General features: G+C 34.4%; 14 protein-coding genes and 1 riboswitch. All 14 genes read right to left on the minus strand.

All coding sequences use genetic code 11. The features are described 5' to 3' along the window. Nucleotides 1-111: 111 nt before the first annotated feature. The 14 genes from DFR80_RS12075 to ftsH all read right to left on the minus strand — a co-directional run bounded on the left by DFR80_RS12075 (nt 112) and on the right by ftsH (nt 14,105). Entirely contained in the window at nt 112-510 is a 399-nt protein-coding gene (locus tag DFR80_RS12075; RefSeq protein WP_076546197.1) for a secondary thiamine-phosphate synthase enzyme YjbQ, read from the minus strand. Nucleotides 511-635: 125 nt separating this feature from the next. Continuing rightward, complete coding sequence (lysS, locus tag DFR80_RS12080; RefSeq protein WP_076546196.1) at nt 636-2,117, minus strand: lysine--tRNA ligase; 1,482 nt, start codon at nt 2,115-2,117, stop codon at nt 636-638. 94 nt (nt 2,118-2,211) lie between these two features. After that, a complete protein-coding gene (gene greA, locus DFR80_RS12085) occupies nt 2,212-2,694 on the minus strand; it encodes a transcription elongation factor GreA (RefSeq protein ID WP_076546195.1) in 483 nt (160 codons plus the stop codon). 214 nt (nt 2,695-2,908) lie between these two features. Further along, nucleotides 2,909-3,883, minus strand: a complete 975-nt coding sequence (dusB, locus tag DFR80_RS12090) for a tRNA dihydrouridine synthase DusB (RefSeq protein ID WP_076546194.1) — start codon at nt 3,881-3,883, stop codon at nt 2,909-2,911. A 1-nt stretch (nt 3,884) separates the two neighbouring features. After that, complete coding sequence (locus DFR80_RS12095; protein ID WP_076546193.1) at nt 3,885-4,658, minus strand: type III pantothenate kinase; 774 nt, start codon at nt 4,656-4,658, stop codon at nt 3,885-3,887. A 131-nt stretch (nt 4,659-4,789) separates the two neighbouring features. Beyond that, nucleotides 4,790-5,731 (minus strand): nitronate monooxygenase family protein, encoded by a 942-nt coding sequence (locus DFR80_RS12100; RefSeq protein WP_076546192.1) that lies wholly within the window; start codon nt 5,729-5,731, stop codon nt 4,790-4,792. Between the two features lie 112 nt (nt 5,732-5,843). Then, nucleotides 5,844-6,806 (minus strand): BMP family ABC transporter substrate-binding protein, encoded by a 963-nt coding sequence (locus tag DFR80_RS12105; protein WP_076546191.1) that lies wholly within the window; start codon nt 6,804-6,806, stop codon nt 5,844-5,846. 18 nt (nt 6,807-6,824) lie between these two features. Beyond that, complete coding sequence (locus DFR80_RS12110; RefSeq protein ID WP_076546190.1) at nt 6,825-7,667, minus strand: biotin--[acetyl-CoA-carboxylase] ligase; 843 nt, start codon at nt 7,665-7,667, stop codon at nt 6,825-6,827. A gap of 61 nt (nt 7,668-7,728) precedes the next feature. Beyond that, nucleotides 7,729-8,271: a folate family ECF transporter S component gene (locus tag DFR80_RS12115; protein ID WP_114490117.1), complete on the minus strand. Its 543-nt coding sequence runs from the start codon at nt 8,269-8,271 to the stop codon at nt 7,729-7,731. A gap of 71 nt (nt 8,272-8,342) precedes the next feature. Then, a riboswitch (THF riboswitch) is annotated at nt 8,343-8,436 on the minus strand. A gap of 53 nt (nt 8,437-8,489) precedes the next feature. Then, nucleotides 8,490-10,160: a formate--tetrahydrofolate ligase gene (locus DFR80_RS12120; RefSeq protein WP_076546188.1), complete on the minus strand. Its 1,671-nt coding sequence runs from the start codon at nt 10,158-10,160 to the stop codon at nt 8,490-8,492. A gap of 123 nt (nt 10,161-10,283) precedes the next feature. Further along, nucleotides 10,284-11,066, minus strand: a complete 783-nt coding sequence (gene fetB / locus DFR80_RS12125) for an iron export ABC transporter permease subunit FetB (RefSeq protein ID WP_076546187.1) — start codon at nt 11,064-11,066, stop codon at nt 10,284-10,286. Between the two features lie 33 nt (nt 11,067-11,099). Further along, the gene (locus DFR80_RS12130; protein WP_076546186.1) at nt 11,100-11,735 is read right to left on the minus strand and encodes an ATP-binding cassette domain-containing protein; all 636 of its coding nucleotides are present in this window, start codon (nt 11,733-11,735) and stop codon (nt 11,100-11,102) included. An 11-nt stretch (nt 11,736-11,746) separates the two neighbouring features. After that, nucleotides 11,747-12,055, minus strand: coding sequence for a PadR family transcriptional regulator (locus tag DFR80_RS12135; protein WP_076546185.1), 309 nt, complete (start codon nt 12,053-12,055; stop codon nt 11,747-11,749). A gap of 142 nt (nt 12,056-12,197) precedes the next feature. Further along, nucleotides 12,198-14,105: an ATP-dependent zinc metalloprotease FtsH gene (gene ftsH, locus DFR80_RS12140; RefSeq protein ID WP_076546184.1), complete on the minus strand. Its 1,908-nt coding sequence runs from the start codon at nt 14,103-14,105 to the stop codon at nt 12,198-12,200. Between the last annotated feature and the right edge of the window lie 141 nt (nt 14,106-14,246).

Raw genomic sequence — 14,246 nt, forward strand, 5'->3', positions numbered from 1 at the left:
TTAAAATAATTTTGTCGGCCGGAAAAGTTAATGTTTCAACTTTTCAGCGACATACATTATCTTAACATCAATCCTCTTTTTTGTCAAGAGTTTAAAGCAAAAAAAACACGATTAATCTTTTATTATTTTTAAGTAAATATTTCTGCTTCTAGGACCATCAAATTCACAGAAGTAAATTCCCTGCCAGGTTCCAAGCAATAATTTTTTATTTTTCACTATAATACTCTGGTCAACACCAAATAAGCTTGACTTAATATGAGCAGCTGAATTACCTTCTAAATGTGCATAATTATCATTAAAGGGTACTATTTTATTTATCTCTTTTTTGATATCTTCTGTAACATCAGGGTCAGCATTTTCATTGATAGTCACTGCTGCAGTTGTGTGTGGTATATGAATTTGAAGCAAACCAGACTCAAACTCAGTTTCCTTAACTGCCTTTTGTATATCCTTTGTAATATCAATAAATTCTACTTTGCTATTAGTTTTAATTGAAATCTTTTTAAACATTAGCAACACCCCTTATATTTTGATTGAATACTTATTTATTGAATACTTATTTAACTGAATATTTAGTTAAATAAGTAAGAAAAATAAAACCGGGTCTGATTCCCGGTTTTATTTTATAATTTTAATTACTCATTACTCTCCGGTCTCATAGTAGGGAATAAAATAACATCTCTAATAGAACTGGAATCTGTTAACAACATAATCAAGCGGTCAATCCCAATCCCCAATCCACCTGTAGGCGGCATACCATATTCCAGTGCTCTTATGAAATCATAATCCATCATCTGAGCTTCTTCATCACCAGCTTCACGCATTTCTACCTGTTTTTCAAATCTGCGCTTCTGTTCTTCAGGATCATTTAACTCACTAAAAGCATTGGCAATTTCCCGTCCATAAACAAAGGCTTCAAAACGATAGGTAAAACGAGGATCGTCCTCTATTTTTTGAGCCAGTGGTGATACCTCAATTGGATAATCCATTATAAAAGTTGGTTGAATTAATTTATCTTCAACTCTTTCTTCAAAAACTTCATTAAGAACTTCACCGTAGGATAGTCCTTCCTCAGGTTTAACTCCTACTGATGCTGCAGCCTTATAGGCTTCTTCTGCTGTGTCAAATTCAGTAAAATCAACGTCTGCATACTTTTTGACGGCCTCAACCATAGTAATTCTAGTCCAGGGAGTAGTAAAATCAAGCTCAGTTCCTTCGTATTCAACTTTTTCTGCCCCAAGAACTTCTTCTGCTAAATGGTTAATCAGATTTTCAGTAAGTTCCATCATATCATAATAATCTGCCTGGGCCTGATAAAGTTCCATAGTAGTGAATTCAGGATTATGTTTATAGGACATACCTTCATTACGAAAGTTTCTATTTATTTCAAATACCTTCTCAAAGCCACCAACAATTAACTTTTTAAGATAGAGTTCTGGTGCAATTCTTAAAAATAAATCCATATCTAAAGTATTATGATGGGTTACAAAAGGTCGAGCAGTTGCTCCCCCAGCAATGGGATGCATCATCGGAGTTTCAACTTCTAAAAATCCTTTTTCTTCCAGATATCTTCTCATTTCTTTAATTATTTTACTTCTAATAACAAAAGTTTCTTTAACATCAGGATTAACAATTAAATCAAGATAACGCTGACGATAACGTATATCTTTATCCTTTAGACCGTGAAACTTTTCGGGTAAAGGCCTTAAAGATTTGGTTAAAAGTTTAAAAGAAGAAACTCTAATTGAAATTTGACCTCTATTAGTTTTGAAAACAGTTCCGGTAATACCAACCAGGTCTCCAAGATCTAAATCCTGAAAAAACTCGTACCGGTCTTCGCCAATATTATTTTGTTTAACATATAATTGAACTTTCCCACTCATATCCATTACATCAGCAAAACTTGCTTTACCGTGAGTACGAATTGCCATCAGACGACCGGCTAATTTAACTTCTGTTTCTTCTAATTCTTCAAAATTATTTTCTACTTCAGCTGCATGATGAGTAACTTCATATTTTTCGGCAAAAGCCTTTTTGCGTTCTTCTCTCAATTGAGATAACTTTTCCCGCCTCTGTAACATTAACTCATTCATATCTTCGAGCATATTTTCACTCATTATAAATATCCAACTCCTTATTTAATTATAATAGAGTACCAACTCTATTTCTTGCAAATTTAATAATTTTTATAAATAAATCTAATAACTTTTATTAATGTTTAGCCTTCTTAATTGAAATAATCTCATAATCAACTTTCCCAGCAGGAGTTTCCACAGTTACCTCATCTCCAATCGCATGTCCTAAAATAGCTTTACCAATAGGTGATTCATTGGAAATTTTATAATTTAAAGGATCTGCTTCTGCTGAACCAACTAAAGTATAGCTGATTTTTTCATCACTATCAAGGTCGTGGAGCATAACTGTAGTTCCAAGATTAACTTTTTTATCAGTTACTTCTTCATCTTTAACTACATGAGCATTATTAAGCATATTTTTTATTTCCTGAATTCTACCTTCTACAAAGGCCTGCTCATTTTTTGCATCATCATATTCGGAATTCTCACTGATATCTCCAAATTCACGAGCAACCTTAATCCGCTTTGCAACCTCACGTCTCTTTTCTGTTTCTAAATATTCTAATTCATTTTCTAATTTTTCAAAACCTTCTTCAGTCAACATTACCTGATCTGCCATAAATATCTCCCTCTACTTTCTCGTTGAATTTTAATTTTCGAATTGTCGAAATTGTCTAATATATATAAAAGTGCCGAATGGGCCAGCAATACAGCCCAACACGAAAGTGTGCCAGGTATTTATACCTGACACCACTATAAGTCTACAATTATTAATTATTATAAATAACTTTACTTTTATTGTCAAGCAGGATTATCTAATCACTTCAATTAATCTACATACTAAAGGATTTCCGATAAGCTTTTAATAATTCAATTAAGTTATTCAAATCAGTAATCTGATTAACTTTATTTTTCATTTCACTGGCATTTGGCAGTCCTTTTAAATACCAGGAAATATGTTTACGCATAATTGGAACTCCATGACTTTCACCATAATAATCAACTGCAAGTTTTAAATGTCTAATAGCCATTTCAATCTTTTCTGAATAAGAAGGTGCTTCAATTAAATCTCCAGTTTTTAAATATTTAATTACTTCTTTAAAAATCCAGGGATATCCCTGAGCTGCTCGGCCAATCATTATTCCCTCACAATTGGTCTGTTCAAAAACCATTTTAGCATCTTCGGCAGAAAAAATATCGCCATTAGCAATAACTGGAATCTCTACCATCTCAACTGCATCTTTAATTATACTCCAGTCAGCCTCACCTTTGTAAAATTGATTCCTGGTTCTACCATGAATAGCTACAGCAGCAGCTCCTGCCTTCTCTGCAATTTTTGTCAGTTCAACTGCATTTAGATTATGAGCATCCCAACCACTTCGCATCTTAACAGTTACCGGAATATCTACGGCCTGAACAGTAGATTTTATAATTTTAGCAGCCAGTCCCAAATCTTTCATTAGGGCTGAACCCGCACCATTTTTTACAATTTTCCGGGCAGGACATCCCATGTTAATATCAATGATATCCACATCATATTCTTCAGCAATGCCTGCAGCAGCCCGGGCCATAAATTCCGGTTCTTCACCAAAAATTTGGACAGCTATTTTACCGTTTTCCGATTTATCAAACTCTATTAATTCTGCAGTTCTTTTATTTCCATACTCATAACCCTTAGCACTAACCATCTCTGTATAAAGAAGTTCAACTCCCATTTCCCTGATCAATTTCCGATAAGGATAATCACTTACTCCAGCCATGGGAGCCAAAAAAACAGCCGGTTCAATTTTTAAATCATTTATCTTCATCTTAAGATCCCATTCCATTTATATCAGCAATATATTTTAAACCTTTTAAAGTCAAGAATGGTTCTACATAATCAATAGAATCAGTCTCGGCAGCTATTAAACTTACAAGCCCACCAGTAGCTATAACAACAGCATCTTCAGAGAGCTCCTGTTTGAATTTTTTAACCAGATATTCAACCTGGCCAACAAAACCATAGACTATTCCAGATTTCATTCCATCAATTGTATTTTTACCTATGGCTTTCCCTGGCTCAATCAACTCAATTCTGGGCAACTTGGCAGATTGACTAAATAGTGCTTCTGCTGAAATTCCAATCCCCGGGGCAATAGATCCTCCAAGATACTCCCCTCTGGCCGAAACTGCACAAAAAGTTGTAGCGGTTCCAAAATCAACAATTATCAGGGGACCATCATATAGGTGCCCTGCCGCAACAGCATTAACTATTCGATCAGCTCCAACCTCTTTTGGGTTATCTGTTTTAATATTCATTCCGGTTTTAACCCCAGGCCCAACGACTAATGGATTTACATCAAAATAACGATAGGCTGTTTTCTTTAAAATTCTTAAAATTGGTGGTACAACACTTGAAATAATAATTGAATTTACCGCATCATTATTAATACCTGCTGATTCAAATAAATTTTTAAATAGCATTCCATATTCATCTGGCGTTTTATTTCTATCTGTAGAAATTCTCCAGTGAGTTTTTAAATCCTCATCCTGATATAAACCCAAAACTGTATTAGTATTACCAATATCCATTGTTAAAATCATTTTTTCTGCCCCTTATTGATTTGTATTTGATCAACCCCATAATACTTACAGGCTTATCTAAAAAAGCAGCTAAATATTTAAAAGCTGCAGCTTTATATTAAACCAAACTGCAGCCAGATGTCAAATCTCTACTAAGCATTAAAGTAATCTTTTATTTCCTGGAAAATTTCTTTAGTAGACAAAATTTCTTTAACTCTGCCGATACCAGCTCCAGTGAAAAATACTCCGTTTTCCATATCTCCATTTTTAGCATTAATTAAAGCATCTTTAATACAGAATTTTTTGGTGCAGCTTTTCAAACAATCTGTACAATTAGCAGGTGGAGGAGCTTCTCCAGCCTTAATAAGTTCCGAAAATCTAGTTTTGATCGCATTGGCCTTATAACCAACAGAACTCATAATCTTCATAACATCATCAGAAGAGGCTTTAACACATAATTTCTTAAATTTTTCCGAAACCGAAGCCTCCTTACTTGCCAAAAATCTTGTTCCCATCTGAACTCCATCAACACCAAGCTTAAACATCGCTTCAATATCTGCAGGAGTTACTGCTTCTCCAGCTCCAATTACAGGTATATCAACTTTACCAGCAATTTTTTTAACTAAATCGAAACTATTCTCATCACTTCCAAGATGACCACCAGCATTTCCTCCTTCAACCACTACAGCAGATGCTCCAAGTTTCTGAGAAATCCTTGCCAGCTTGAGAGAAGAAACAATAGGAATCACCGGAGTATCATATTCTTTCCCAACACCAAACATATCCCGAGAAAAACCAGCTCCCGAAATAATACAATCTATACCTGCTTCAACTGAGGCTTTTAATAGTTCACCAAAACCCTTAGCAGCAAACATTATATTTACACCGATTATACCATCACTTAATTTTCGCGCTTTTTTGATTTCCGATTTCAATTCTTGAGGTGTCATAACTGAAGCACCAATTACTCCAATACCACCTTCATTGGCAACAGCTGCAGCCAGTTCCGCCATCGAAACTCTAATTGCCATGCCTCCCTGAATAATAGGAAGTTTAGCTCTTAAATCAGCAATCTTTAATTCAGGTAATCTCAATTTATCACTCCTAAAAATATTTTAAACTTTATTCTATTTTATCTTATCACAGAATCAATAGGATTTAAATGGTTTTTTGACTATTAGTCAAAACTTAGTCTAGATTCTTAAACTAAGGAACTGAAGGTAATTCAATTTCCCCAGCAAGAAACTGCTGTTTATATTCTTCTATTCTTTTGATTTTTTCTTCATCCAGCATATCAGATAGCTGATTCTGTTCCAGAATAAAAGCATTATCATCCAGACCATATTCTCTGATTTCACTGTTATAATTATCATTACCAAAATTTTCTATAAGCTGTTTAACCAAATAATCAGTATTTTTCAAAACTGCAGTTATTATATTATTTGGAGCAAGGCTTATATCAGCAGAATCTAGGGTAATCAATTTAATATCTTCTTCGATAGCTGTATCTATTATCCCGCGGGAAGCAGCACCTGCGGCGTAAAAAATCAGGTCAACATTCTCATTTATTAATTCAGAACTTATCTCTTTGGCTGCAGAAAAATCATTAAAACTCCCAACATAACGGCTAATTACTTCCACCCCGGAATTAACAGTATCAGCTCCAGCTTTAAAACCCAACTGATAGAGTCTCATTGTTCGGGTATCCTGACCTCCAACAAATGCAACCTTTGAACTATTACTTGTCAGAGCAGCGACAATCCCGGCCAGAAAAGCTTCTTCCTCTTTATTAAAAATCATCGACATAACATTTTTCTCTTCCACTACCCCATCAAATAATACAAAATTAGTCTCTGGATACATCTGAGCGGCTTCCTTAATCGCCTGCTCCATTGTAAAACCAACTCCCCAGATTAAATCAAAATCATTTTCTGCAAAATAATTAATATTACTTTGATACTCGGTCATTAAATTTGATTCTCTAAATTCAAGTTTTAAATTTGAATTTTCACTAACCTTAATCAAAGATTTTCTTAATTGATCATTATAACTTTTATCACCAAAACCACCAACATCACTAACCAGAGCCACTTCCAGATATTGAGCTGATACAGAAAAAGAAATGAATAAGAAAAAAACTAATAAAACTACTAATAATTTAAAGTTCATTTTCTCTCCTTTCCAGAATCAATCATTATATTTACTCAGACTCTGATAATCTAAAGATGTAGTAGCAGATTGTAATTCTTTCTCTCTACCATCTGCTAAAACAACTAATAAATTACCACTATCAAGTACTTCTTTAATAAACCCAGTCTGTTTTTCTCCATTATGAATAAAATCAATTTTTTTACCAGTTAGATTTAATCTTTTTTTCCATTTATTAATAATATTTTCTCTGCTACCAGAGAAATAATTAGTAATATGAGTTTCTATTTTTTCTATTAATCTGGCTAGAAATATATTCTTATTTATTTTTTTGTTTTTTTCCAAATAATAAGAAGTTGCTATTGCTTGAATTTCAGAAGCAAAAAATTCATTATTTAAATTTATCCCACAGCCAACTACTACAAAAGCTTCGTTTTTTCTATTTAATACTAATTCTGATAAGATGCCGCAAATTTTTTTATGATCAACCAAAATATCATTGGGCCACTTTATAACAGTTTTTAAATCAAAAAAGTTAAAAGTATCCTGAACGGCAAGTGCTGCTGCTGCCGTAATTTGTGGGATTTTATCAGTATTAGAATTCGGTTTAAAGAGAAAAGAAACTGCCATACTGGCAGGATCCGAGGAAAGCCAGCTATGACCTCTTCTCCCTCGACCCGCAAGTTGAGAGTCCGCTGCAAATACAAATAATTTATCATTTTTTAACAATTTTAGTTCAGCAATGGAGCTCTCAATTAAGTCTTTTGCCTGATTATTAGTCGAATCAACTTTATCATAAATTTTTAGAATAGTTTTTCTGCTTATATTATTTTTAAGATTGTCCTGTATTTTATTTTGATTAAAATTATTATATTTTTCCATTATTAATTCTCCTAGAAAAAGGACCCAAAAAGGGCCCTTTAGATTCTTATTTAATTTTATGTCAGCAGCTCGTTCCTGCTTTGATTTCACGAACTTTAACAGCATCATAATTTAAAAGAACTTTGATAAAATATGCATAAAGAGGTATATTAATCAACTGACTAATCAGTCTTGGAGGCATTAATACTGTAAAGGGAACTCCAAATAAAGTGTTAATAAAATACGGTACCAAAATCAAAGAAGAAATTAACTGTCCAACAGCTACTGAAATAAATATAACCGGTAATGTTCTACAGCGCTTGAGTACATAAAACACCATAAATCCCGGGATAAAGCCTGTTAAAAATGAAGTAAAAGTAAAGTGCGGCATATAAGCTCCCATCGGGTTAATAAAATAACCAAGCAGGTCTCCAAGTGCACCCACAATACCTCCAGCAACAGGACCAAAAGCTACACCTGCAAAAATTATAGGCAAAGCTCCAAAACCAATTCGGACACCTTCAACACCTGCAATTGGAATCCTGATACTTAATATTCGGGTTAAAATAATTGTCAAAGCCGTTAAGAAAGATAGATAAGCAATCTTTTTTGTGCTTATTTTCATTTTTTACACCTCCCCCCTCTCTGGTTAGATGATAGTTTCTAATCTGCACCAAAGAAAGAGGAGACTTTGGTGACAGCGGACGCGACAGGGAGACCGCAGCTAAAAGCTTTCGTTTCAGAGCAACGTCCCATCTCTGAACACTCTACGCCTCCTGCCTACTCTATCACTATATTTCATTATTTATATTATAACCCATTCACATAATTTTTTAAAGTTATTTAGAACAATCCAGAAATTTTTCCGTCAGCATCAATATCAATGTCTTCAGCTGAAGGTCTCTTTGGCAGACCGGGCATTGTTAATACTGGACCAGTCATCACAACTAAAAAGCCTGCACCAGCCGAAAGATTAATTTCCTTAACACTAATTCTAAAACCACTGGGACGTCCTTTTAAATTCGGATTATCAGAAATCGAGCTCTGCGTTTTTGCCATACAAACTGGTATTTCTGCATAACCCTGTTTTTCATATTTCTTTATTTGAGACAGTGCTGTATCACTATAATCAACACCATCTGCCCCATAAATTTCAGTAGCAATGGTCTCAATTTTTTCTTTAATTGGAGCCTTTTCATCATAAAGAAATTCAAACTTACTTTCTTCATTTTCAAGAACATCTACAACAGCATTGGCTAGTTCTTCACCGCCTTTTCCACCTTTAGCCCAAACTTCAGATAAGGCGACATTAACTCCCAATTCTTCACATTTCTTTCTAACTAATTCTAACTCAGCTTCAGTATCATCTGGAAATCTGTTAATTGCAACAACTGTGGGTACACCAAACTTATTAACATTTTCTATATGTTTTTCCAAATTCTCTATTCCTTTATCCAGAGCATCTAAATTCTCTTCTTTCAGATTATCTTTTTCTACCCCACCATGCATTTTTAAAGCTCTGATAGTCGCAACTAACACTGTAGCATCAGGTTTCAAATCAGCAAATCTGGATTTAATATTATAAAATTTCTCGGCACCTAGATCAGCACCAAAACCAGCCTCAGTAACTGTTATATCACCAAGTTTCATTGAAAATTTAGTGGCCATAACACTATTACATCCATGAGCAATATTTGCAAATGGTCCTCCATGAATAAAAGCAGGTGTGTTTTCTAAAGTCTGAACTAAATTAGGTTTAATAGCATCTTTTAATAAAGCAGTCATTGCTCCCTCTACTTTTAAATCATGAGCCGTTACACTTTCCCCATCATAAGTATAACCAATTACAATCTTACCGAGTTTATCTTTTAATTCCATTAAATCATTGGCCAGACATAAAATTGCCATAATCTCCGAAGCAACCGTTATTAAAAATCCATCTTCACGGGGCTGACCATTTTTAGTTCCACCCAGTCCGACTACTGTGTTTCTAAGCGCTCGATCGTTCATATCCACCGCACGTTTAAAAGTGATTTGAGTTGGATCAATATTTAATTCATTACCCTGTTTAATATGATTATCAATAGCTGCAGCCAATAAATTATGCGCTATTCCAATCGCATGGATATCTCCAGTGAAATGAAGATTGATATCCTCCATGGGTATAACCTGGGCATAACCACCACCTGCCGCACCACCTTTAATTCCCATTGTCGGGCCTAAGGAAGGTTCTCTGATTGCAATCACAGCATTTTTACCAATTCGATTCAGGGCCTGCCCCAACCCCACTGTAGTTGTTGTTTTTCCTTCTCCAGCCGGTGTCGGTGTAATCGCAGTCACAAGAACCAGTTTACTATCAGAGTTATCAGAAAGTCTTTTGAGTACATCCAGTTTCACTTTTGCCTTATACTTGCCGTATAATTCCAGATCATCTTCCTCTAAACCAATCTGGGTAGCAATTTCGGTAATTTCTTTCATTTTAGCTTCCTGAGCAATTTGAATATCACTTTTCACTATATTTCCCCCTCGGATAATTTGTTTGAAAATTTAAATTATACTTAATTCTTATTATAATATTTCAATGTAATTTAATTAATTCCTGCTTTGATATTTATTTCACTTAAATTTTCTTTGAAATTATAATCTCAGCTGCTTTCTTGAATTAAAAAATGTTTTCGCTCCTCGGTTTACCATAAAAAACACAGTTAATGTTACACTTCCTAGAATACCCATCATAATTGCAATTTGATATTTAATGGCAATTATCGGAGAGGCACCAGCAAGTATCTGCCCGGTCATCATTCCGGGTAAAAATACAATTCCCATTCCCATCATCGAATTAATTGTTGGCAGCACTGCATTATAAAAAGCTCGATTACTTATCTCTTTAACAGCTGTTTCCGGTTCAGCACCCAGCATTAAATAATTTTCTATCAATGATTTGTTATCTTTAAATCCATTTATTAAATGGTTAACCCCCAGAGAAATACCAGTCATTGAATTTCCAATCAACATTCCAGATAAAGGAATAAAATAATCAGCTCTGAACCAGGGATCCAGTCTAACTACTACCAGAACAAAGAAAAAAATACTTATTGAGGTACCTAGAAACATTGAGCCTGCTATTATGCCCTTCAACTTTTTAGAGATTTCAGAATTAACCCTACCATAGATATTATATATTGCGAAGATTTCCATAATCAGCAGAATTAATAAACTATAATATGGATTTTGATTTGCAAAAACATATTCCAAAATAAATCCTACCGCAACTAACTGAATGGTCATTCTAACAGAAGCCAGTAAAATTTCTGCTTTATGCCCAATCTTTTTTTCTTTGACAATAAAAAGCAAAACTAAAACAAAAATATAAGCAAATACCAGCTGTAGTAATTGAATATTTATAATATCATTCTCCATAAACTTCCCTCCTCAAAAAAATTCAATAGTAAATCAATTTTTCCAGCTTACAATTCTACCCTTTTCTATATTAATTATTCTGTCAGCATATTTTTCAGCTATCTCCGGACTGTGAGTAACCATAATTAATGTCCTATCATTTTCTCGAACATAATCAACTACCATTTGAATAATTTTTTCTTCTGTTTTTTTGTCAAGAGAAGACGAAGGCTCATCTAAAAGCAGCACCTCTGGTTCCAGAAGCATGACTCTAGCCAGAGCAAGACGCTGTTTTTCTCCACCGGATAAATTATCGGCATTATCACTTAAGTTTTTGTTTAAAGAAACCTTTTTTAAAAGATCCTTATAATTTATATTTTTAGAACTCCCATTCTCAGCAATTTTTTCAGTTATTTGAAAATTATCTCTGATACTCCCTCTAAATATCGCCGGATCCTGGGGCAGCATTACAACCTCTCTTCTTAAAGCAACAGGCTCATAATTCTCGATATTTTTATTTTTAAAAAATATCTCTCCTTGGTCAGCTGATATCATATTATTCAGTAGTTTTAAAAAAGTAGTTTTTCCACCACCACTGCTGCCCAAAATTGCTGTAACAAAATTTTTATTAAGCTTAACTTTTTCGATATCTAAAATATTTTTATATTTAACATTTTTTAACTCAAACATATATAGCCCCCCTAATCCACAATTTCATTTGATAATTCAATTGTTTTTGCCTTAACTTCTATTAAAACTTCTTCTCCTTTTTCTGTAAGGCTGTAATATTTTCTGACCTTTCCCTCAATAGTTTTTTCTTCACTGCTCAAGATTCCATCAGCTTCCATGGAGTGTAGGATGGGATAAAGAGTACCAGAACTTATATTATAACCATGACTTTTTAACTCTTTAATCATCCAGAGACCAAAAAATGGCTCTTTTTTGGCATGATAAAGAATATGGATTCTCATAAAAGCCAGAAAAAGTTTTCTTAGAATTTTATTTTCCATAATAACACCTCATTATCGAATTTCGTTATTGAATTTTATTATAGCAGTTCGATAATAAAATTAAAAGTAAAAGAATAACAATGCAAAAAACGACCAGCTGTAAACAGCTGGTCGTCTAAAATAATATATTTCTAGATTGTCTTTACCCATTCTGAGGTTCAGGTTCAAAAGTAGTGATTATACTCTCTTGTTTTTCTTGATCTCCATCAGAATCATCTTCTTCAATTCTATCTTTGTCTGGATCTCCAGTAATTTCTTCACCTCTCATCAGACGTTTAATCTGATCTGCATGTAAGGTTTCATATTCCTTTAGGGCAGAAACAATTTTTTCTACTGTATCAGAATTTTCTCTAAGCAGTCTTTCTGCTTTACTGTAGCACTCCTCAACCATTTTACTAATCTCTTTATCAATGCGAGCAGCAACTTCTTCACTGTAATTTCTCTGTCGTGAAATATCTCTACCCAGAAATACCTGCTGATCATGCTTCTGACCAAGAGTTAATGGGCCTAAGTTTTCACTCATTCCATATTCGGTTACCATGGCTCTAATAATCTGGGTTGCTCGCTCAATATCATTTTGAGCTCCTGTACTAATATCATCCAGGAAAATAGCCTCTGCAGCTCGTCCTCCCATTAGGCTGGTTACTTTATCTAAAAGCTGCCCTTTGGTCATAAAGTTCTGATCATCCGATGGTAAGGGTACAGTAAATCCACCTGCTCTACCTCGCGGAATAATTGTAACCTTATGGGTACGATCAGCGTGCTCCAGAAGTTCACCCAGAAGAGCATGTCCCGTTTCATGATAGGAAACAAGATTTTTCTCTTCTTCAGAAACTACCTTACTGGTTCTTGCAGGTCCAGCAATTACTCTATCAATAGCATCATCAAATTCTTTCATTGCGATAATCTGTTTTGATCTACGGGCAGCTAAAATAGCAGCCTCATTGGCCAGATTTTCCATATCTGCTCCCGTAAAACCAGGTGTTCTTTTAGCAAGAACCTCTAAATCAATATCATCACCCAAAGGTTTATCCTTTACGTGAATCTCCAGTATTTTTTGTCTTCCCAGTCTATCAGGTTTATCTACCATTACCTGACGATCAAAACGACCAGGTCTTAATAAAGCGGGGTCCAGAACATCAGGTCGGTTAGTTGCAGCCATTAAAATAATTCCTTCATTTGGCTCAAATCCATCCATTTCAACCAGAAGCTGGTTCAATGTTTGTTCACGTTCATCATGCCCACCACCAAGACCGGCTCCACGTTGACGTCCCACTGCATCAAGTTCATCTATAAAGATAATACAGGGGGAATTCTTTTTACCTTTTTCAAATAAATCTCTGACTCTGGATGCACCTACACCAACAAACATTTCAACAAAATCAGAACCACTGATAAAGAAGAATGGTACACCTGCTTCTCCAGCTACTGCCTTTGCCATTAATGTCTTACCGGTTCCTGGAGGACCAACCATTAAAACTCCTTTTGGAACCTCGGCACCCAGTTCTGTAAACTTATCAGGCTTCTTTAAAAATTGAATTACTTCCTGTAATTCCTCTTTAACCTCATCATAATTAGCAACATCATCAAAGGTTACCTTAACATCACTTTCATTCAATTTAGCCTTACTTTTACCAAATGACATCATCTTGCTGCCGCCACCCTGCATTTTCTGCATAATAAAAACCCAGGCGACAATTAAAATTACAACAGGTAAAATATAACTTAAAATATTGATCCACCAGGGTGTTGTTGGCTGGGGTTCAGTTTTTATATTAACATCACCAGCTCGCAATTCCTGCATTAAAGATGGAATTGCCTCGGGTGGAACGGGAACTCTAAAATTCTTATTATTAATTGTACCTGTCACTTCCTGATTACCAATAATTGTTACCTGATTAATATTATCGGCCTCTACCTCCTGCAAAAGATTTGTGTAAGTAAAATCTTCCATGGTAGACGGTCCCTGCTGCATAAAAAATTGAGCAACTAAAATTGATATAGCAATCAGAATTAAATAAAATCCTATATTTTTAACAAACTTATTCAAATTTATTTACCTCCCCTACGACTTAAATCATATACAGTAAAATATTATAACATAATATTTATATTTTGTAAACGAAATGGCCTTCAATCTGAGCTAATTTTTTTATTATATATACTTAAATTATTACCTCAGCTAAACTAT

This window comes from Halanaerobium sp. ST460_2HS_T2 (genome assembly GCF_003337665.1).
GTDB lineage: Bacteria > Bacillota > Halanaerobiia > Halanaerobiales > Halanaerobiaceae > Halanaerobium > Halanaerobium kushneri.

Bases quoted from the DNA above. Each gene is read 5' to 3' on its own strand.
- DFR80_RS12075 (WP_076546197.1), bottom strand. From the start codon at position 510: ATGTTTAAAAAGATTTCAATTAAAACTAATAGCAAAGTAGAATTTATT.
- lysS (WP_076546196.1), bottom strand. From the start codon at position 2,117: ATGAGTGAAAATATGCTCGAAGATATGAATGAGTTAATGTTACAGAGG.
- greA (WP_076546195.1), bottom strand. From the start codon at position 2,694: ATGGCAGATCAGGTAATGTTGACTGAAGAAGGTTTTGAAAAATTAGAA.
- dusB (WP_076546194.1), bottom strand. From the start codon at position 3,883: ATGAAGATAAATGATTTAAAAATTGAACCGGCTGTTTTTTTGGCTCCC.
- DFR80_RS12095 (WP_076546193.1), bottom strand. From the start codon at position 4,658: ATGATTTTAACAATGGATATTGGTAATACTAATACAGTTTTGGGTTTA.
- DFR80_RS12105 (WP_076546191.1), bottom strand. From the start codon at position 6,806: ATGAACTTTAAATTATTAGTAGTTTTATTAGTTTTTTTCTTATTCATT.
- DFR80_RS12110 (WP_076546190.1), bottom strand. From the start codon at position 7,667: ATGGAAAAATATAATAATTTTAATCAAAATAAAATACAGGACAATCTT.
- DFR80_RS12115 (WP_114490117.1), bottom strand. From the start codon at position 8,271: ATGAAAATAAGCACAAAAAAGATTGCTTATCTATCTTTCTTAACGGCT.
- fetB (WP_076546187.1), bottom strand. From the start codon at position 11,066: ATGGAGAATGATATTATAAATATTCAATTACTACAGCTGGTATTTGCT.
- DFR80_RS12130 (WP_076546186.1), bottom strand. From the start codon at position 11,735: ATGTTTGAGTTAAAAAATGTTAAATATAAAAATATTTTAGATATCGAA.
- DFR80_RS12135 (WP_076546185.1), bottom strand. From the start codon at position 12,055: ATGGAAAATAAAATTCTAAGAAAACTTTTTCTGGCTTTTATGAGAATC.